The organism is Nonomuraea sp. NPDC049419 (assembly GCF_040676995.1).
Classification (GTDB): Bacteria; Actinomycetota; Actinomycetes; order Streptosporangiales; family Streptosporangiaceae; genus Nonomuraea; species Nonomuraea salmonea.
In genome coordinates this window covers 446,953-467,901 of record NZ_JBFAQB010000003.1, presented here as the reverse complement: position 1 = coordinate 467,901, position 20,949 = coordinate 446,953, and the positions used below count along the sequence as shown (strand labels likewise).

The 20,949-nt window shown below is 70.9% G+C and carries 15 protein-coding genes; 13 read left to right on the top strand and 2 right to left on the bottom strand.

What is annotated here, in order from left to right; genetic code table 11:
* Positions 1-132 precede the first annotated feature (132 nt).
* The 8 genes from AB0K12_RS12110 to AB0K12_RS12075 all read left to right on the top strand — a co-directional run bounded on the left by AB0K12_RS12110 (position 133) and on the right by AB0K12_RS12075 (position 11,983).
* Positions 133-1,404: an extracellular solute-binding protein gene (locus tag AB0K12_RS12110; RefSeq protein WP_364558830.1), complete on the top strand. Its 1,272-nt coding sequence runs from the start codon at positions 133-135 to the stop codon at positions 1,402-1,404.
* On the top strand, positions 1,401-2,336 hold the full coding sequence (locus AB0K12_RS12105) for a sugar ABC transporter permease (RefSeq protein WP_364558828.1): 936 nt from the start codon (positions 1,401-1,403) through the stop codon (positions 2,334-2,336). Before AB0K12_RS12110 ends, AB0K12_RS12105 begins: the two co-directional genes overlap by 4 nt.
* Entirely contained in the window at positions 2,333-3,139 is an 807-nt protein-coding gene (locus tag AB0K12_RS12100) for a carbohydrate ABC transporter permease (RefSeq protein WP_364558825.1), read from the top strand. Before AB0K12_RS12105 ends, AB0K12_RS12100 begins: the two co-directional genes overlap by 4 nt.
* A 2-nt stretch (positions 3,140-3,141) precedes the next feature.
* Positions 3,142-5,049 carry a hypothetical protein gene (locus AB0K12_RS12095; protein ID WP_364558822.1) on the top strand — a complete coding sequence of 636 codons (1,908 nt, stop codon included), beginning with the start codon at positions 3,142-3,144 and terminating at the stop codon, positions 5,047-5,049.
* A gap of 8 nt (positions 5,050-5,057) precedes the next feature.
* Positions 5,058-5,825, top strand: a complete 768-nt coding sequence (locus AB0K12_RS12090) for a hypothetical protein (protein WP_364558819.1) — start codon at positions 5,058-5,060, stop codon at positions 5,823-5,825.
* Positions 5,822-7,654, top strand: coding sequence for a right-handed parallel beta-helix repeat-containing protein (locus AB0K12_RS12085; protein ID WP_364558816.1), 1,833 nt, complete (start codon positions 5,822-5,824; stop codon positions 7,652-7,654). The genes AB0K12_RS12090 and AB0K12_RS12085 overlap by 4 nt, the downstream gene beginning before the upstream one ends.
* A 236-nt stretch (positions 7,655-7,890) precedes the next feature.
* On the top strand, positions 7,891-10,863 hold the full coding sequence (locus AB0K12_RS12080; RefSeq protein WP_364558813.1) for a glycosyl hydrolase: 2,973 nt from the start codon (positions 7,891-7,893) through the stop codon (positions 10,861-10,863).
* 100 nt (positions 10,864-10,963) lie between these two features.
* Complete coding sequence (locus tag AB0K12_RS12075) at positions 10,964-11,983, top strand: LacI family DNA-binding transcriptional regulator (RefSeq protein ID WP_364558810.1); 1,020 nt, start codon at positions 10,964-10,966, stop codon at positions 11,981-11,983.
* A 54-nt stretch (positions 11,984-12,037) separates the two neighbouring features.
* Here the strand turns inward: AB0K12_RS12075 and AB0K12_RS12070 are convergent, their stop codons facing one another.
* Together AB0K12_RS12070 and AB0K12_RS12065 are read right to left on the bottom strand one after the other, a co-directional pair.
* Complete coding sequence (locus AB0K12_RS12070; protein ID WP_364558808.1) at positions 12,038-12,910, bottom strand: nucleoside hydrolase; 873 nt, start codon at positions 12,908-12,910, stop codon at positions 12,038-12,040.
* 95 nt (positions 12,911-13,005) lie between these two features.
* Positions 13,006-13,134: a hypothetical protein gene (locus AB0K12_RS12065; RefSeq protein WP_364558806.1), complete on the bottom strand. Its 129-nt coding sequence runs from the start codon at positions 13,132-13,134 to the stop codon at positions 13,006-13,008.
* Between the two features lie 208 nt (positions 13,135-13,342).
* Here AB0K12_RS12065 and AB0K12_RS12060 point away from each other — a divergent pair, with 208 nt between their 5' ends.
* From AB0K12_RS12060 to AB0K12_RS12040, 5 genes are all read left to right on the top strand, one after another.
* Positions 13,343-14,779, top strand: a complete 1,437-nt coding sequence (locus AB0K12_RS12060) for a pectinesterase family protein (protein ID WP_364558803.1) — start codon at positions 13,343-13,345, stop codon at positions 14,777-14,779.
* On the top strand, positions 14,776-16,152 hold the full coding sequence (locus AB0K12_RS12055; protein ID WP_364558801.1) for a hypothetical protein: 1,377 nt from the start codon (positions 14,776-14,778) through the stop codon (positions 16,150-16,152). The genes AB0K12_RS12060 and AB0K12_RS12055 overlap by 4 nt, the downstream gene beginning before the upstream one ends.
* Before the next feature lie 59 nt (positions 16,153-16,211).
* Entirely contained in the window at positions 16,212-17,111 is a 900-nt protein-coding gene (locus AB0K12_RS12050) for a nucleoside hydrolase (protein ID WP_364558798.1), read from the top strand.
* Positions 17,112-17,254: 143 nt separating this feature from the next.
* Entirely contained in the window at positions 17,255-18,271 is a 1,017-nt protein-coding gene (locus AB0K12_RS12045) for a sugar-binding transcriptional regulator (protein ID WP_364558795.1), read from the top strand.
* A gap of 324 nt (positions 18,272-18,595) precedes the next feature.
* Positions 18,596-20,929 (top strand): Ig-like domain-containing protein, encoded by a 2,334-nt coding sequence (locus tag AB0K12_RS12040; protein ID WP_364558792.1) that lies wholly within the window; start codon positions 18,596-18,598, stop codon positions 20,927-20,929.
* Positions 20,930-20,949 lie beyond the last annotated feature (20 nt).

Below are 20,949 nucleotides of genomic sequence, written 5' to 3'. Positions count from 1 at the left end.
CAAGCCGCTAGAAACGTTTTTGTAGCGTCACATATCCCCTTGACGACCCCATGTGACCAACGTATTAAATAATCGCTAATCGAGTGCCGACCCATTAAAAGGCGTCGCAGATCTCGCCCCTTTGGAGGTGCGATGCGTTCCCCCCGACCGTCCCTCGCCCTATCGGCCCTCGGCTGCCTGCTCGTCCTGACCGGCTGCGGCGGGGGCGGCTTCGCCGGCGACTCCCAGGCGCAGCAGAACGAGGACGGCCAGGTCACCGTCCGGATGCTGGTGAACATCAGCCCGAACCTCACCCAGACGTACTGGGAGGGCCTGGTCAAGCCGTTCGAGCAGGCCAACCCCGGCATCGACGTCAAGATCGAGGCGCCGACCGGCAAGGGCGTGGCCGACACGCTGCCGCAGCAGCTCGCCGCGGGCAACGCACCCGACGTGGTCGAGACGCTGATGGCCGACGAGACGCTGGCCCAGCAGCTCCTCGACCTGACCGACCAGCCGTGGGCCAAGGACACGCCGCTCGCCGAGCAGGCCAAGCTGGGCGGCAGGATCTACACCGTCGGCGTCGGCGTGCAGGCCCAGTCGCTGGTCTTCTACAACAAGACCGCGTTCGAGAAGGCGGGCATCGAGGAGCCGCCGACCACGTTCGACGAGTTCGACGCCGCGATGGGCCGGCTCAAGGACGCGGGCTACCTGCCGCTGCAGACCGGCGGCGACTTCCTCACCGGGCTGCAGCTGCTGCAGCTGTCCAACCCCAGCAGGGCGCAGCTGCACCCTGCCTGGCAGCAGGACGTCAAGGCGGGCAAGATCAAGGCGGGCGAGTCGCTGCTGCCCTACCTGGAGCGCTACCGCACCTGGATCGACAAGGGGTACGTCGACAAGAACGCGCTCGGCATGAAGTACGCCGACGCCGAGACCAGCTTCCTGTCCGGCAAATCCGGCATGTACGTCATGGGGAGCTGGTTCACCGCCACCGAGGCCAAGGCGAAGAAGGACTTCGAGGTCGGCGTCTTCCCCGCCCCGGTCGACAAGGGCCAGACCTACCCGGGTCCGCAGGGCGCGACGCCGGCGGCCCCGTACATGATCCTCAAGTCCACCCCCAACAAGGACGCCGCGCTCAAGCTCGTCCAGTGGCTCGTCACCGACCCCGGAGCGGTCAAGAGCCAGCTCGCTCAGGACGGCAACTTCCGCACCGGCGTTGAGCGCGAGTTCACCCCGCTGGAGAAGCAGGTCCAGGAGATCCTCGACCAGGCGCCGCAGGGCGTGCCGCAGGGTGAGGGCTACGGCGACGCCACCCTGCCCAAGGGCTTCAACGCCGCGTGGAACACCGAGGTCCAGGGCCTGTACGTGGGCAAGTCGCCCAAGGAGGTCGCCGAGGGCGTGGACCGCTGGGTGGCCTCCAAGTCATGACGCTCACCCGGGAGGCACCCCCGACCGTGCGACGGCCCCCCGCAGGCGAGCGCTCCAGGCGCCGCACCGAGGGCCTGGCGACCACGCTGATGGTGGCGCCGGCGACCGTGCTCTACGTGGTCATGCTGATCGTCCCGGTCGGCCTGGCCCTCTACCTGAGCCTGACCGACTGGGACGGCTTCAGCGCCGACCCGGCCTTCGTCGGCGCCGCCAACTACGTCGACCTGCTCGACGACCCCGAACTGCGCCGCGCCGCGCTGGTCACCCTGCTCGTCGCCGCGGCCGGCACCGCCGGGCTCAACCTGTGCGGCCTCGGCTTCGCCCTCCTGGTGAACGGCGCCTCCCGGCTCAACACGTTCTTCCGGATCGTGCTGTTCTACCCGCACGTGCTCAGCGCCCTGGTGGTCGGCTTCCTCTGGTCGGCCATCCTCGGCACCACCGGCGCGGTCAACAACCTCATCACCACGTGGGGCGGCGAGGTGCTGCCGTTCCTGTCCGACCCGGCGTGGGCCACCGTCACCATGATCGCGGTGCTGGTCTGGGCCGGGTTCGGCGTCAACGTGGTGCTCTACCTGGCCGGGCTGCAGGCGGTGCCGCACTCGCTGATCGAGGCGGCCCGCATCGACGGCGCCACGCGGTGGCAGGTGTTCAGGAACGTCACGCTGCCCGCGCTCGGGCCGTCGGTGACGGTGAACGTCGTGCTGTCGCTGGTGACGCTGCTGAAGACGTACGACCTGGTCGTCTCGCTGACGGCGGGCGGCCCGGCCGGGCAGACCCAGACCGTCGCCTACCTCATCCTCTGGAACTCCTTCCACGACGCCCGCCTCGGCTTCGGCTCGGCGCAGTCGGTGATCCTCATGCTGGTCACGGCGGCGCTGGCGTTCGTGGTGACGAAGCTGCGCAGGCGCGGCGAGCTGGCGGTGCACCAATGAGAAAGACGTTCCTCTGGGCGGCCGCCGCCTTCATGCTCATCCCCCTGTACGTGCTGACCGTCAACGCCTTCAAGGGCCAGCAGGACATCCTGGCCAACCCGTTCGGCCTGGGCGGCCTGACCCTCGAACCGCTCGGCAGGGCGCTGACCAACCCCAGCTTCAACGTGGCCAAGGGCTACGCGATCACGCTGCTGTTCGTGGTGGCGGTCAACGTGCTGTCGGTGGGGCTGGCCGCGCCCGCCGCGTACGTGATCGCCCGCAGCCCCAGGCGCCGCTTCCGCGTCCTCATGCTGTTCTTCCTGGCCGGCACCTTCATCCCCGGCCAGGTGCTGGTCATCCCCGTCGTGTACGTGCTCAAGACCCTCGGCCTGATGGGCACCATCCGCGGGTTCGTGCTGTTCGAGACCACGCTCACGCTGCCGTTCTCGATCTTCCTGTACGCCGGCTACATCGCGACCATCCCCGCCGTGCTCGACCAGGCGGCGGCGGTGGACGGGGCGGGCAGGCTGCGGACGTTCTGGCAGATCGTCTTCCCGCTGATGCGGCCCGCGGTCGCCACGATGATCATCCTGAACACCTTCTCGGTGTGGAACGACTTCGTGAACCCGCAGATCATCCTCGGCCCCGGCAGCGGCCTCTACACCGTCACCACCGGCGTCTACGCGGCGGTCAGCCAGTACTCCACCGACTACTCGGTGGTCTTCCCGACGCTGCTGCTGGCCATCGCTCCCCTGCTCGTCTTCTTCGTCTTCATGCAACGGCACATCATCAGCGGCCTCACGGCAGGAGCTACGAAAGGGTGACCATGCGCGAGATCAGAGCGACCGTACCGCTCGGCGCGCCCCCGGCCTGGGCGGTGCTCGAACGCCGGCTGTTCGACGCCCTCGACGAGGCCTGGCGGGCCTTCGCCGGCCGCTACTGCGGACCCGACGGGCGGCTGATCTACCACGGCCCGGCGGCCGACCGCGACGGGGCCGACGACTTCTACGAGGCGTTCTTCAACTGGCCGACCCTCTACCAGCTCGGCGGCGCCGACGACCTGCTCGGCGCGGCCAAGCAGCACTGGGAGGGCGTCACCGCCCAGCTCACCGAGCTGGGCTACCTGGTGGAGGAGTACGAGCGCGGCTACGACTGGTTCCACCAGGGCGAGTCGATGCTGCTGTTCTACGGCATCTGCGCCGCCGACCCGGGCGACGAGCGGTTCGCCGAGCGGGCCCGCCGCTTCGCCGAGCTGTACCTGCCGGGCTCGGCCAACTACGACGCCGAGCACGACATCATCCGCGCCCCGCACAACGGCGCCGTCGGCCCCCGCTACGGCCTGCAGTGGGAGTGGGCCTCCTACCACACCGACCTGGTCAGCATGCGGCCGTTCGGCCTGCCGCTGCGCGACCTGCCCGGCATCACCCGCTGGGAGGACCTCGGCGACCCGTGCAACGCCGCCCGCATGGGCGCCGCCATGAGCGAGCGCATCGGCCGCGGTGACGTCGCGGTCAACCTCGCCGCGACCAGCCTGGCCGTCAACGCCTGGCTGTACGACGGCGACGACCGCTACCGCGACTGGGCGCTGCGCTACATCGGCGCCTGGCAGCGCAGGGCCGAGGCCAACGACGGCATCATCCCCGACAACGTGGGCCCGTCCGGGATCGTCGGCGAGCTGCACGACGGCCGCTGGTACGGCGGCAACTACGGCTGGCAGTGGCCGCACGGCCTCTACAGCGTGGGCGCCGCCGCCGCGATCGCCGCCGTCAATGCCCACCTGCTGACCGGCGACGACGCCGCGCTCGCGATCGGCCGCGACCCCTTGGAGGCGGTGTACGAGCGCGCCACCCAGGGCGCCGTCACCCAGACCGAGATGAGCATCAGCGACCGCTGGCTGGCCGAGCTGGGCGACGAGGCGGGCAAGCCCACCATGCTGGTGCCCAACCGGCACGACGACTCCGGCTGGTTCGACTTCCAGCCGCCGCAGCTCGGCCTGCCCGTCTGGCTCTGGCACCGCTCGCTCGGCGGCGCGGACGCCGACCGGCTGGAGCGGCTGCGCCGCGCGTCCGGCTACGACTGGACGACCGTGCGGCCGTTCCGCAACAAGGAGGAGGCGGGGCACGAGGCGCCCTGGCTGGAGTACCTGCGCGGCGCCAACCCGGCCTACCCCGAGCTGATGCTCACCACCGCGCTCGGCCAGGTGCAGCGCCGCATGGCGCTCATCGAGGCCGACGACGCCGACCTCGCCACCATCCACGTGCACCACTGGCAGCGGCTCAACCCCGTGCTCACCGAGGCGCTGCTGCAGCTCGTCACCGGCACCCCGCAGGTGCTCTACAACGGCGGCCTGCTGCCGACCCGCCTGGCCTACTTCGACGCCGACCGCCACCGCCCCGGCCTGCCGCCGGACGTGGCCGCCCTGGTCAGCGCGGTCCGCGCCGACGGCGCCGAGCTGGAGCTGGTCAACCTCAGCCTGAGCGGCACCCGCCGGGTCGTGGTGCAGGCAGGCCAGTTCGGCGAGCACGACATCGACCACGTCACCACCACCAGCTTCGCCGGTGACGGCTACCCGGGCGACCCCCGCGCCTACACCGCGCCCCCCATCCACGAGAGCGAGCAGGACGTGCCGGTGCACGGCCCGCGGCTGCTCGTGGAGCTGCCGCCCGGCCGCCGCATCCGGCTCGACCTGTACACGACCGCGCGCGTCCGCACGCCGTCCCACCAGCACTACTGAGGAGTCACATGGACGAGGCCATCTGGGATCTCCCCGTTCGCGGGCCGCTGCCCGCGGACCCCGATCCCGCGCTCATCGCGGGGCTGTCCCGGATCAGCTCGGCCACCGCCTGCGCCAAGCTGCACGCCCAGGGCATCCGGCGGACCTTCATCGAAGGCCCGCGCCCCATCGCCCAAGGACAGAAGATCGCCGGACGGGTCCGGACGCTGCAGTTCATGCCGCAGCGCGAGGACATCGCCTCCGGGCTCGGGCAGGAGTACGTCGAGCGGCACACGGCCCTGTGGCACGTGCTCGAGGACATCAGGCCGGGAGACGTGCTCGTGGTGCAGGCGTACGGGAGCGCCTACACCGGCTGCTTCGGCGACATGCTGGTCCGCTACTTCAAGCGCAGGGGCGGCGCGGGCATCGTCGTGGACGGCAGGATCAGGGACCTGCCCCGCGTCAGCGGCGTCGGCCTGCCCATCTGGTGCACCGGAGCCACCCCGCACTACGCCTCGCAGGCCGAGTTGTTCCCCTGGGCGTACGACGTGCCGGTGGCCGTGGGCGGGGCGCTCGCGCTGCCCGGCGACCTGTGCGTGGCCGACGACGACGGCGCCGTGGTGGTGCCGCTGCGCCGGGCCGGCCAGGTGCTGGAGGCCGCCGCCGACCACGAGCAGTGGGAGCGCTACAGCAGGGCCCGCATCGAGGAGGGCGGCGCACTGTCCGACTACTACCCCCTCACCCCCGAGACCCGCGCCGAGTACGAACGGTGGCGGGAGGTTAAGGAGAGCCAGTGATCCTCAGGTCCATCGGCGCCGTCGCGTTACTCCTGGGCGGGCTGACCGCCCCGGCGACCACGTCGGCCGCCACCAGCGCCACCACCAGCGCCAGGACGTGCGACTACTACGTGGCCACCACCGGCAGCGAGCGTGGCGACGGCAGCGCAGGAAACCCGTGGAAGACGATCGAGCAGGCTCGGGACGCGCTCAGGAACCCGAAGTACCAGAAGAACTGCGACATCGTGGTCAACGTCAAGGCCGGTGACTACGTCGTCGACAAGACCATCGAGTTCACCGACGCCGACTCCGGCCGCGACGGCCACACCATCACCTACCGCAGCGCCGACGGCCCCGGCAAGGCCCGCCTGGTCGGCGCCCGGCCGGTCACCGGGTGGGAGAAGTACAAGGACAACATCTACAAGACGAAGGTCGACCGGACCTTCTACACGCTCTTCGAGGACGGCGCCCGCGCCACCACCGCCCGCTACCCCAACAGGACCGCCGACGACCTCTGGTCTCCCTACCTGTTCTCGGTGACGCCCGAGGCCGAATACCAGGCCGTGCACAACTGGCTGTTCTTCGACCCCAAGGACATCCCGCAGGAGTGGGACGCCGACTTCGACAAGAACGCCCAGATGGTGGTCTGGTCGGGCGGGTCGTGGAGCTGGTTCACCGACCACGTGCCGCTCGGCGGCGCCGACTTCCGCAAGAACTTCTTCACCCTCAACCACGACAGCCGCTTCGCCCTGGTCAACAGCCGCAGCGGCTCCCGCTACTTCGTGCAGAACACGCTGCGCTTCCTCGACCAGCCCGGTGAGTACTACTTCGACTTCGCCAACAGCGAGGTCTACTACTGGCCGAAGACCTCCATCGACAAGGTCATGGCGCCGACCGTGAAGACGATCATCTCGCTGGCCGGGTCGTCGCCCGACAAGCGGGTCGAGCGGCTCACCTTCGACGGGCTCGCCCTGCAGTACTCCGACTTCGTCAACTGGTACCGCTACGGCTGGAACTCCTCCGGCGACTCCGGCTACGAGCACAAGTACCCGATCTACGACCGGCAGATCGAGATGCCGCGCAACCGGTTCGGCATGATCACCCTGGAGAACACCCGCGACATCGGCCTGACCAGGCTGCACGTCTCCGACACCGGCTTCACCGGCATCTTCCTGCTCTTCGCGAACGAACGGGTCACGATCGCCGACAGCCTGCTCGCCAACCTCGGCGGCGACGGCATCAAGGTCGAAGGCGGCTACCCCGGCGAAGGTGACATCTCCGGCCACCACACCATCAGCAACACCTACATCGACCACGTCGGCGAGCTCGTCCCCGGCGACGCCTCCGGCATCGAGCTGATGAGCACCGGCCACAACGAGGTCAGCAACGTGGTCGTCAAGCACAGCGCCCGCTACGGCATCAGCCTGGAGGTCCGCCCCGAGATCGCCAACGCCGACAACTACGCCAGGGGCAACCGCTTCTCCTACATCCGCCTGGAGGAGACCGGCCTGGACAGCGGCGACATGGGCGCCTTCTACACCTACGGCGTGCACAACGTCGAACCGCACGCCATCGACAACCACGTGACGCAGATGGTCATCGGGGACGTCATCAACGACCCCGCCGGCCAGATGCCCGACTCGGGGACGCGCGGCGTCCACATGGACGCCGGCGGCTGCGGCTTCTCCCTCTCGAACGTCGAGGTGGGCGAGGTGAGCGACGACAAGTACCAGTCGTACCAGTGCAACGAGGTCACGAACGCCAACTGGCAGGACGACTTCGACCCCTCGAAGATGGAATACGACAAGATCGGCGTCACCAGTTCCTTCCCCTACCCCCTCCCCTCCTGACCACCTGACCACCCGGCAGGCGCTTGAGGCCGGCGCCCGGGAACGTCCGGACACCGGCCACCGCCCGCGGGCCGACAGCGCGTGTCGATCAGCAGGCCGGACCGGCCACCCGAACCGGTCGCGGCCCGCCGGGCGGCCTCGGGTGGTCGCGTTCAGGTCGGTCTTTGACCGGGGCGTCGGGCCCAGTGGCCCGGCGCCCCATCCACCCCGGCAGGACCTTGTCTCCTGGAGGACCCGTGCCCGATTCCACTCCCCACGGCCACACTCCTGCTCCCACCTCCACGCCCTCCCCTGCCGCTTCCGTGACGCGGCGGGGGTTTCTTGTGCTGGGTGGGGTGGCCACGGCTTCCGTTGCGCTGGCCGGGCAGCCCCTTCCTTCCCCCGCTGCCGCTGCCCCCGCGCCCGGGGCGGGGTGGTTTCAGCGGCCTGAGGCTGCGGTGCGGCCGATGGTGCGGTGGTGGTGGCCGGATGCGCATGTCACGCCCGGCGAGGTTCGGCGGGAGGTTGATCAGCTGGCCGATGCCGGGTTCGGTGGGGCGGAGATCGCGGCTGTTCATCACAGCATTTCGGATAAGTCCGTACTCGATCCCGCGCAGCACGGCTGGGGCACGCCCGCCTGGAACGCGGCCGTCGAGGCGGCGCTGGATCAGGCCGCCCGGCGGGGCATCACGATCGACCTGACCATCGGCCCCTCGTGGCCGGCCGCCGTCCCCACCATCACCCCCGAGAGCGAGGCCGCCTGCAAGGAGCTGGCCCACGGCTCGGTGCAGGTGGCGGGCGGGAGCACGTACCGGGGTCCGGTGCCGCCGCCCGCCGTCGAAGGGCGGAGTGAGCGTACGTTGCTGCTGGTCCAGGCGGCCAGAATCGAGCCCGCCCACTCGGCCCGCGACGAGACCGGCCTCGACCCCGCCTCCGTACGGACCGTCCCGGTGGACGGCGGCACGATCACCTGGACGGCCCCCGGCGACGGCGATTGGCTGCTCATCTCCTACTGGCAGCGCGGCTCGGGCCAGCGCCCCGAGTCGGGCCCGCACACCGCGCCAGAGGCGTACGTGGTGGACCACTTCAGCCGCACCGGCACTCAGGCGGTGATCGACTTCTGGGAGCGGCGGCTGCTCACCCCCAGCATCAGGAAGCTGCTCAAACGAGCGGGCGGAGCGCTGTTCGAGGACTCGATCGAGATCGAGAGCGACGCCCTGCCGTGGACGCCGGAGTTGCCGGCCGAGTTCGAGCGGCGGCGCGGCTACCCGCTGACGGACGTGCTGCCGGTGGTCGTGCTGGCCGACGAGGACCCGGTGTTCGCGTTCGACCCGGTGCTGACCAGACACGCCCGCAAGGACTACTGGGACACGGTGTCCGAGCTGTTCAACGAGCACCACTTCACCGCGCTGCGCGACTGGGCGCACTCGCTGGGGCTGCGGTTGCGGGCGCAGCCGTACGGGCTGCAGACCGACGCCATCGAGGCGGCGGCCATCCTCGACGTGCCCGAGGGCGAGTCGCTCGGCTTCAAGAACCTCGACGACTACCGCTGCCTGGCCGGCGGCCGGGACATGGCGGGGCGCGCGGTGCTGTCCTGCGAGGCGGGGGCGTACCAGGGCGGGGCCTACACGACGACGTGGCGCAAGCTGCTGCTGACGATGGGCGGCGCGTACGCGGCGGGGCTCAACCAGACGGTGCTGCACGGCTTCTCGTACGCGAGCGCGCCGGGCGCGGGGTGGCCGGGGTTCGCGGCGTTCACGCCGTACGGGGGTTCGGTGGGGTACGCGGAGTCGTGGGGCCCGCGCCAGCCCACCTGGGACCACGTCACCGACATTTCCCGATATTTCGCGCGAATTCACCTGATCATGCGGCAAGGGACGCCTCGGGTGGACGTGGCGGTGTTCCGGCAGACCGGCTACACCAAGACCGGCATCGGCGCCACCTGGTTCACCGCGAACGGCGTACCGACCGGCTGGACCCACCAGTTCGTCAGCGGCCCGCTGCTCGACCTGCCCGACGCCCGCGTCAGGGACGGGCGGCTGGGGCGGCCCGCGTACAAGGCGCTGTTCGTGGAGGGCGACCGCTTCGGGGGCAACGCATGCACGATGACGCCGCGAGTGGCCGAACGGCTGCTCGCGTACGCCAGGGACGGGCTGCCCATCGTGCTGCTCGGCGCCTGGGAGTCGGCGTCGGTGCCCGGCGTCCCCCGCGACGGCGACGACGAACGCCTGCGCGCCCTCGTCTCCGACCTCCTCACCCAGCCCACCGTCCGCCGCGTCTCCACGGCCGACGAGGTGCCGGGCGCGCTCGAAGACCTCGGGGTCCGCCGCGACGTCCGGTACGCGACCCCGTCCACGCTGCTCACCATGCGCCGGGTGGCCGGCCGGGTGGACTACTACTACCTGTGCAACGGCAAGCATCAGGAGAACGCCAAGCCCCCGGTCACCGCCGTCGACCACGAGGTCACGCTGGCGCGTACGGACAGGAACGGCGTCCCGTACCTGCTGGACCCGTGGACCGGCCGGGCCGAGCGCATCGCTTGCTACACCGAGGACGCCGACGGCATCCACCTGCGCGTCGCCCTGCACCCCGGCCAGGCCCGCGTGATCGCCATCGGCCGCCCGGGCCTCTTCGGCGACCACACCGGCACCCGCCCGCACGCCACCGACACCTCCGCCGACCTGGTCCGCTACGACAACGCCCACCTGGTAGTCCGCACGACCAAAGCCGGCCGGCACACGACGACCCTCTCGACAGGCCGCACGATCACCACTCGCATCGACGAGATCCCCCAGCCCACCGAATTGCGAACCTGGCACCTCAAGGTCCGCGACCGCCGCCCGGACGGCGACCACATCCACACGCTCAACCTCGACCAGCCGGCGCCTTGGCACGACCTCCCGGGCCTGGCGGACGTCTCAGGCGTCGGCACGTACACGACCACGGTGCACCTGGACGGCCCCGCGTACCTGGAACTGGGCGAGGTCACCGACACCTGCCGCGTCCGCGTCAACGGCCACCTTCTCGACCCGGTGGACCTCCTCCACCCCGTCATCGACCTGGGCCCGCACCTGAAACGCGGCAGGAACACCATCGAGGTAGAGGTCGCCACCCCCCTGGGCAACCGCCTCCGCCAAGCCGACCCCACGACCTACGCCTCCCTGACCCCCCAGGCCTACGGCCTGCTGGGCCCGGTCCGGCTGGTGCCGTACGGCGAGAAACGGATATAGAAGTGGACTTTTAATAGGCTCGTCCCCCTCTCGGCCGGCGCGGGCCGGGTGAGGGGCTCGGATCGTAAGCTGGGGGCGTGAGAGCCGAGGTGGGACGCGTATGGTGACGCGCAATGATGTGGCGCGTCTGGCGGGCACCTCGCCGGCCGTGGTCAGCTATGTGATCAACAACGGGCCCAAGCCTGTCTCCGAGGCGGCGAGGCAGCGGGTGCTCGCGGCGGTCGAGCAGCTCGGATATCGGCCCAATGCGGTGGCCAGGTCGTTGCGGTCGCGGCGTACGTGGACCATCGGGGTGATCGCGTCCGACAGTGCCGGGGGCACCAGTCCGTTCTTCGGGCAGTTCACCCGGGCCTGCGAGGAGGTGGCCTGGCAGCGGGGGTACTCCGTGTTGCTGGGCAACTCGGCCGAGGATCCTGAGCGGGCCGAGGGGTATGTGCGGCGGTTCATGGAGCGGCGGGTCGATGGGCTGGTGCTGATGCGGGTGCCCGTCTCGGTCGAACGGGCGGCCGAGTTGCGGGGCGTGCCCGTGGTGACGATCGACCATGAGGCGCCGGCGCATTTCTCCCGGCTCGCGGTGGACGACGAGGAGGGCGGCTACCAGGCCACCCGGCATCTCATCGCGCACGGCCACCGCCGCATCGGGTACGTCGCCGGGCCGCTCGGCGTCACTCCCGTCGGGCTGCGGGCCGACGGGTGGCGCCGCGCCCTCCACGAGGCCGGCGCCCAGGCGGACGCCGATGCGCTCGTCGCCGAGGGGGAGCTGAGCCTGGAGGGCGGGTACGACACGGCGCTGCGGCTGCTGTCCCGGCCCGAGCGGCCGACGGCGTTGTTCGCGTCCACCGACGACCAGGCCATCGGGGCCATGCGGGCCGCGGCCGATCTCGGGCTGCGGGTGCCGGACGACGTCGCGGTGGCCGGGTTCGACGGGGCGCGGGAGGCGGCGTACACGGTGCCGGGGCTGACCACGATCAGCCAGCCGATAGACGAGATGGCACGACACGCCACCGAGACCCTGGTCGGCGCGATCGAGGAAGCCGCCGAGCCGGTCACCAAGATCTTCTCGGCGAGCCTGGTGACTCGCGGCTCCTGCGGCTGCCCGGAGCCCCACCTCATCCGCTGACGGCCGGGGCCGGATCCGGCCCCGGCCGTCACCCGCCGTCCCGCGGCCCCGCCGTCACGTCGCGGCTGCCACGATGCGCCGGACGATCTCCTGGGCGACGCGGTCCGGTGGGGCCGAGGTGGTGATGCGGGTGCGGCCGTCGCCCGGGGTGAAGGTGCTGGAGCCGTCCGGGCCGATGGTGACGTGGCCTTCCGGGCTGAAGCCGAACAGGTCGGGCACCAGCATCGTCAGGACGGTGATCGGGTCGTGCGGGCAGTTCCACTCCTCGTTCCAGAACCGCCACCACTGCTCGATCTCCGCCTTGAGCGTCTCCCCCAGCGGCCCGGCTCCGGCGATGGCGGCCACGTCGGCGGCATCCATCCGGACGGTCGTGGTGATCTCTAGGCCGGTGACGGTGATGGGCGCGCCGGAGCCGAAGACGATGGCCGCGGCCTCGGCGTCGCACGTGAAGTTGTGCTCGGGCTCGGGGCCGTCGAAGCGGCCGCCCATGATCCACAGGTGGCGGACGTCGCGGGCGAAGGCGGGTGACGCGGCGACGGCGTGGGCGATGTCGGTGAGCGGGCCGACCGCCACGACGTCCACCTGGCCGGGCGCGGCGGTGACCCGGTCCACGAGGTACGCCACCGCGTCCCCTTCGTCCACCTGCTCGGTGCCGAGGTCGGGGAACAGCCGCCCTTCGTGCCCCGCCCACCACACGGGCCGCCCGCTCAGCGTCTCGGCGGCGCCGGCCACCACGGGCAAGGTGCGACCGGCCAGGCCGGCCAGCCGCTTGGCGAGGCGGGCCCGCAGGAGTGTGTCGCCGTAGACGGTGGTGCAGCCGATCAGGTCCACCTCGGGCGAGCCGAGCAGCACGGCGAGCGCGAGCGCGTCGTCCACGTCGCTGCCGATGTCGGTGTCGAAGATGACGCTCCTGGACGAGGGTGCCATGGTGACCTTTCTCGAGAGCCACGTGAGCCCGGTGGTGGCGATGGACTGCGTGAAGTGCCGCTGGAACCGCAGAATGATCAGCAGCGGGATGACGGTCAGGACGACGGAGCCGGCGAGGAGCTGGCCGTAGTCGATGTGAACTGGCCGCGCAGGTTGGCCGGCGCGATCGGGCCGAGCTGGTGGGCGGTGTCGGTGCCGATGAGCAGCGGCCGGACGACTGCCACTGGATGTCGACATCCTCCCCCTCGTCAACGAGGGGGATTCCCACGGTCGCCCGTGGGCGAGTCTACACGTGTCACTCGGAACGATGGCCGCCATCGTGCCATGGGCGCGCGGGAACGGACAAGGTCTCACAGCCCTTGACCTTGGATGCCAGACGGTCTACATATATATTCACAGCCAACTATCCATTCGTGCATAGAAGGGCCGAATGTGAAGGCATCGATCCCGGTTCTCGCCGCCGTCACCGCACTCGTCTTAGGCGCCGTCCCCGCCGCGGCGGCCGAGGCGGGCCCCCGCTTCTCGGTGCCCGGCCGGGCGGGCGCGACCTGCGTGGACGCACCACTGACCATCACGTTCCCCGAGCCCGTCGAGCTGGGCACGTCGGGGGCGATCGAGATCCGCGCGGCGGACGGCACGCTCGCCGACCGCATCGAGGCGGCCAAGGCGAAGGACGACAGGAAGAACGTCGGCCAGGCGGTCTCGGACACGGGGCTGCCGCACGACTTCTCGTACGAGTCGATCATGGTGGACGGGAACACCGCCACCGTCTACCCGCACCACCACCTCGACCACGGCAGCACGTACACCGTCACCGTCGACGCCGGCGTCTTCCCCGGCCACGACGCCGCGCGCTGGCGCTTCACCACCGCCAAGCGCCGGCCGCACGACCAGCGCAGGCTGACCGTCTCCGCCAAGGGGAACGGCGACTTCTGCACCGTGCAGGGCGCCATCGACGCGGTGCCGCTCGGCAACGACCGGCCGGTGACCATCGACGTCAGGCCCGGCGTCTACACCGAGATCGTCTACGTCCGCGAGGACCGCCCGCACCTCACCGTCAAGGGCGCGGGCCCCGGCCGCACGGTGATCCAGTACCCCAACAACGACCTGCGCAACGGCGACAAGGCGCTGAGCGACGGCGGCCCCGCCGACGTGTGCCCGCGCCGCGTGCTCGACACCTCCGACCTGCACAACTGCTGGCGGCAGACGTTCGGCGTGGACGCGGCCGACTTCCGGCTGACCGGGCTCACCGTGCACAACACCACCCCCGACGGCGGCTCGCAGGCCGAGGCGTTCCGCGGCAACAACGACAGGATCGTGCTGGACCGGGTGCACCTGGTCAGCTTCCAGGACACGCTGCGGCTGCAGGGCAAGGGCTTCGTCACCGACAGCAGGATCAGCGGCGACACCGACTTCGTGTGGGGCACGGGCACGGTGTTCATCCAGGACTCGGTGCTGGAGTCGACCGACCGCGGCTACATCTCGCAGAGCCGCAGCGACGAGACGCGCCCCGGCTACGTCTTCGTGCGGACGAAGCTGACCAGGGCGCCCGGGGTGCCGGACGCGTCGGTGGTGCTCGGCCGCACCGCCGTGTGGCGCTTCACGCACAGCCAGGCCGTGTTCATCGACACGAAGATGGACGCGCACGTGGCGCCGGTCGGCTGGCAGATCGACCCGGACGACTGCGCGCGGGCCCAGACGGCCCGGATGTGGGAGTACGGCAGCTCCGACCTGGCCGGCAACCCCATCGACACCTCGCAGCGGCTGGCCTGCTCCCGGCAGCTCACGCCCGAGGAGGCGGAGCGGTGGCGCGACCCGGCGTTCGTCCTGGACGGCTGGGACCCCCAGGCCAAGGGAGCGACCCGATGACGGACCAAGACCCGATGACGGACCAAGACGCGATGACGGACCACAGCGCAACGGACCCGCAGCAACCCGGCGGCCGGCCCGCCGCACTGCGCGGTGAGCAGGGCCGCGCGCGATCCGACGGCCGCGCGAGCCGGCGCGGGCTCCTGGGCGGCGCGCTCGGCAGCATCGGCCTCGCGTTGGCCGCGGCGGGCCCGGCCGCGGCGGCGGCCCGCACGGGAGGCGGCACGGCGCAGGTTCAAGCGACGCCGGGGCGGCCTGCCGAGGCGCGGCCGGTGGCGCCGGTGAACGAGGAGGTGGCCGCCCGGTTCGGCCCCGAGTACAAGACGCTGCCCACCGCCGCGGCAGGCGTGGACATCGAGCCGCTCATCGGCATCGACCGGCCGGACGACATCGAGACCAGGCGCCGGCAGATGATCGGCTTCATCTGGAAGGGCGCCGGCCTGCCGCAGGGACGGCCGGAGGTCGAGAAGGGCGTGAGCGCCCCCGACTTCGCCCCGCTCACCGGCGTCCGCGGGATCGACCTGCTGACCGTCCCCCTGCGCTACGGCATCAACGCCAAGGTGTACGACCTGCGGCCCCGCAAGCCCTGGAACCGCCGCCTGGCGCTCTACCACAACGGCCACGGCGAGCCGCTCGACACGATGCTCCGCACCGTGCAGGCCCTGCTGGACCGGGGCTACCGCGTGATGGCGTACGCGATGCCCTTCCATCACTGGAACGGCGGCCAGCTGATCGAGGACCCGGCGAACCCGGGCACGATGCTGCCGCCGCCGTCGCACCGGGAGCTGGTGCCGTGGGAGAGCGAGACGTTCTCGACGCTGACGTTCTTCCTGGAGCCGCTGGTCGTCACGCTCAACCACGCGGAGGCGACCTACCGCCCCGCCTCGGTCGAGATGCTGGGCCTGTCGGGCGGCGGCTGGACGACCACCGTGTACGCCGCGCTCGACCCGCGCGTCAAGCACAGTTACCCGGTGGCCGGCTCGCTGCCGTTCTTCCTGCGCCCCGCCTCCCCCAAGCCCAGCCCGACGGTGGGCGACTGGGAGCAGACGAAGGCGTCGTTCCCCGGCTTCTACTCCTCGATCACGGCGGGCACGGCGGACGACTATCTGCAGATGTACGTGATGGCGTCCGTCGGCGAGGACCGGGGCCAGCTGCAGATTCTCAACAGGTTCGACGACTGCTGCTTCAACGGGGTCAGCCACCGGGTCTACCAGGCGCCGGTGCGCGACCGGGTGCGGCTGCTGGCGGGCGGCAGGCCGGAGCGGGGCCGCTGGGATCTGCTGGAGGACGGCAGCCACGGCGATCACACGATCTCGCCGTACGCGCTTTCCGTCATCCTCTGGGATCTTGACAGCGCAAATGTCACAACCTAATATCAGAATATAGATACATTATCGAATAGATATTCACCACGGCCATTCTGGAGGGCCGCATGGCGGGCAGGACCTTTTCCCACCGGCGCCGCGTCATCATCGACACCGATGCGAAGAACGAGGCGGACGACCAATTCGCCGTCGTGCACGCCCTGCTCTCCCCGAGCTTCGACATCAGGGGCCTGATCCCCGCGCATTTCGGCAACCGGCGCACCCGGCACAGCCTGGAGGAGAGCCGCGCGGAGATCGAGCTGCTGCTGCGGCTGATGAAGCTCGACGGGCAGGTGCGGGTGGCGGACGGGGCGCCGTACGCGCTGCCCGACGCCCGCACCCCCGTGCCCTCGCCAGGGGCCGAGCTGATCGTCGAGGAGGCCATGCGCGACGTGGAGGAGCCCCTCTACGTCGCCTTCCTCGGCCCGCTGACCGACATGGCGGCCGCCCTGCTCATGGAGCCGCGCATCGCCGAGCGGGACCTCACCGTCGTCTGGATCGGCGGCGGCGGTTACGACGGGCGCGGCCCCCAGGACGGGCGGCCCGAGTTCAACCTGTCCAACGACATCGCGGCGGCCAACGTGGTGTTCTCCTCGGCGCTGCGGGTCTGGCAGGTGCCCGCGCCGACGTACCGGATGACCGCCGTGAGCTACGCCGAGCTGGACGCCAAGGTCGCGCCGTACGGGGAGATCGGCGACTACCTCGTACGCCAGCTCGTCGAGTGGAACGAGCGCGAGCACGGCGGCTCCATCGAGTTCCGGGTGCTCGGCGACTCCCCCGCGGTCGGCCTGATGCTGCACCCCGACTGCGGCACCTGGGTCGAGCGGCCGGCGCCGGCCTTCCGCTACGACGGAAGCTACGACTTCTCGGCCGCCAACCGGCCGATCCGCACGTACGACAGCATCGACGCCCGGTTCATCCACGAGGACTTCTTCGCCAAGATCCGCGCCTTCACGGAGGGCCGATGAGCACCGGCTGCATGGCCGGCGGCACGCGCCCGTGCTGACGGTGTGCGGACGGCGCCGCGTGCTAGCACAATGGCACTCGGCAGTGGCCCGGGCTCGCCACCGGACCAGCAGGAGCGGCGGAGCCGAAGCGGAGGCCAGCGATCGTGGGAGCTGACAGTGGGTTCGACAAGGGCCGCTCGGGCGAGGTGAGGTTCGGCGGCCGGCGGCTCGGCGCGGAGTCCGAGCGCATGCGGCTGCTCGTCCGCGTCGCCCGCCTCTACCACGAGCACGGCGTACGCCAGCCGCAGATCGCCGCCCAGCTGCGCATCTCGCAGCCCCGGGTGTCGCGGCTGCTCAAGGAGGCGGCGGAGCTCGGCATCGTGCGCACGGTGGTCGTGGTGCCGTCCGGGGTGCACGCGCTGCTGGAGGAGGACCTCGAGCGCAAATACGGCGTGGAGCAGATCATCGTCGTCGACGCGGCGGGCGAGAACCACGACGTGGTGGCCGCGCTGGGCTCGGCGGGGGCTACCCACCTCGACGCCACGCTGATCGGCGGCGAGCACCTCGGCATCTCCTCATGGAGTGCGAGCCTGCTGGCCACGGTCGAGGCGATGCAGCGCCGTCCCGTGCGGGTGGCGGAGGAGGTCGTGCAGCTGATCGGTGGCGTCGGCAAGGGCTCCGCGCAGGTGCAGGCGACCCGGCTGGCCGCCCACCTCGCCGACCTGACGGGCGCCGAGCCGGTCTTCCTGCCCGCTCCAGGGCTGGTGGGCTCGCCGGTGGCGCGGCAGGCGCTGTCGGACGACGACGTGGTGCGCCAGGTGGTCGAGGCGTGGTCGCGGCTCACCACGGTGCTGGTGGGCATCGGCAGCCTCAACCCGTCGCCGCTGCTGCGGGAGAGCGGCAACGCGATCTCCGAGGACGAGCTGGAGGCGCTGCGCGGGCTCGGCGCGGTGGGCGACGTGTGCCTGCGCTTCTTCGACGCGGAGGGCCGGCTGATCGACTCGCCGCTGGAGGAGCGCATCCTCGGCATCCCGGCCGCCGACCTGCGGCGGGTGCCGCGCCGCATCGCGATCGCGGGCGGCCGCCGAAAGACGGCCGCGATCAGGGCCGCGCTGAAGGGCGGCTGGGTCAACACCCTCATCACGGACGTCGGTGTCGCCGAGGAGCTCCTCAACGGCTGACCCCCGCCCCGCACGAGGACCGGGCCGCCGGAGCCTGGCGCCGCCGCTCGCGGCGGCCGTGATCCGCCCAGGGCCCTGTGCCCCCTTTCCCTTCGACGGCCGTCGCGCCATGCGCGGCGGCCTTTGTCGCGTTCCCCGGCGCACGCGCGAAAGTTGACCAGCAGGGAAACGACTCTTGACAGTCACATCGGCGTCGTTCACGATGTGATGAATCCACTCCATTCATGGCTGAATAAAAATTCTCACCCACTACAGGGTGGTCCGGAGTGTGCCGATTCAGCGGCACGGCCCTGCCTATTTCCAGGGCGGAAAGAGAGCGTTTCGATGACCGAGGCCCTTGGCTTCGACCCCCTGAGGTCAGGATTCGGCCGCCGCGCTTTCATGCGCTCGGCGGCCCTCGCCACGCCCGCCGTGGCCTGGGGGACGACAGCGGGTCAGGCCGCGGCGGCGGCCCCCACCCCGACGCCCAGCCCGCCGGCGACGGCCTCCGCCGATGACGCGCTCGCCGAGAAGGCGCCCGCCTTCCCGGGGGCGGAGGGCGCGGGCAGGTACGTGACCGGCGGCCGGGGCGGCGCGGTGTACGAGGTGACCACCCTGGACGACGACGGGCCTGGCTCGCTGCGCGAGGCGGCCGCCAAGTCGGACGGCACGATCGTGTTCCGGGTGGCCGGCACCATCAAGCTCAAGGGCGGCCTCGACGTCACCGGCTCGAACCTGACGATCGCCGGCCAGACCGCACCCGGCCACGGCATCACCGTCACCGGCAACGAGACGCAGATCAAGGGCGACAACATCATCCTGCGCCACCTGCGCTTCCGCGGCGGCGACGAGTTGGGCACCCCGATCGACACGTTCAGCGCGCGGGGCGTGCGCGACCTCATCATCGACCACTGCTCGTTCAGCTGGGGCGTGGACGAGTGCTGCTCCGTCTACGGCAACACCAACGTGACCGTGCAGTGGTGCATCATCTCCGAGGGCCTGACGAACTCGGTGCACGACAAGGGCCGGCACGGCATGGGCGGCCTGTGGGGCGGCGACACGATCACGTACCACCACAACCTGCTCATCCACCAGAACGCCCGCAACCCGCGCTTCAGCTTCGAGGAGGGCATGGCGCTGCTGGTGGACCACCGCAACAACGTGATCTACAACCCCGGCATCACGTCCTGCTACGGCGGCGAGTGGTCCAACGGCATCAACCTGGTGGGCAACTACTACAAGCCGGGCCCCAACACGCTGCCCGCGATCGCCAGGGAGATCGTCGCCCCCGGGCGGTTCGGCCAGTGGCACGTCAGCGGCAACGTCATCGAGGGCCACGCCGACGTCACGGCCGACAACGGCAAGGGCATCACGTTCCCGATCGGCGGCGTCACGCTGCTGCCGAGGCCGGTGGAGTTCGCCGAAGGCATCACCGAGCAGACCCCTCAGCAGGCGTTCGCGAGCGTCCTGGAGCAGGCCGGCGCCACCCTGCCGCGCCGGGACGCCATCGACGCGCGGCTGGTCAATGAGGCGCGCACCGGCACGGGACGGCACATCGACTCGCAGAAGGACGTGGGCGGCTTCCTCCCCTTACCCGGTGAGGTGCCCGCGCCCGCCGACGGCGACCACGACGGCATCCCGGACGCGTGGGAGAGCGCGCACGGCCTCGACCCGGCCGACCCCGCCGACGCGCAGGCGATCGGCCCCGACGGGTACACGAACCTGGAGCGCTACCTCAACTCCATCGAGCGGGCCGGCGCCCGCAACCCCGAGGTGGCCATCACCTCTCCCGCGATCGACGAGGTGTTCGCCGCGGCCAAGGACGAGCAGAGCGTCACGATCACCGCCGACGCCACGGCACTCGACGGGGCCTCCATCGCGAAGGTCGAGTTCTTCCACGGCGCCACGAAGATCGGCGAGGCCACGGCCGCGCCGTACCGGGTGACGTGGGACGGCGTGAAGGACGGCAGCTACTGCCTGACCGCCAGGGCCACCGACAGCACCGGCACGGCGACCACCTCCTCGCTGGTGCCGATCCACGTCAACCGCACCAGGACGCACACCGGCTGGCAGGTCAAGGACATCGGCCAGGTGCCCATCCCCGGCAACACGGCGCTCAAGGACGGCGTGTTCACGATGAAGGGCTCCGGCAGGATCGCCGGCTGGAACGACTCCTTCCACTTCGCCTACAAGGCGGTCGGCTTCAGCAGGCGCGGCGAGGTGCTGGAGATCACCGCCCGCGTCGACGGCGTCAGCAAGAACCACGTGGACGCGGTGGCCGGGATCATGGTCCGGCAGGACCTGGAGCCGAACTCGCCGTTCATGATGGCCGGCATCGGCTACTCGGCCAGCGGCGAGGACGGCTCGGGGCGGCGCGCCAAGGCGATCAGGGTCGCCTCGCACGGCCGCCGGCCGAGCGTCGGGTTGTGGTCCGACGCGCTGAGCGAGAAGCCGTACTGGCTGCGCCTGGTCTGCCGGAGCCTGGCGACCGGCTCCGACCTGGAGTTCGAGGCGTTCCTGTCGGACAACTCGCTCAACTGGGACCGCATCGGCTACGAGCGCATCGTGATGCGCACCAGCCGCTTCTACGTCGGCCTCGCCGTGGACGGCAACCAGGAGGCCAACGGCGTCCACCCCTACATCACCGCGACCTTCAGCCAGGTCAAGGTCAATCGTTAGACCCCCGGAACGGAGCACCG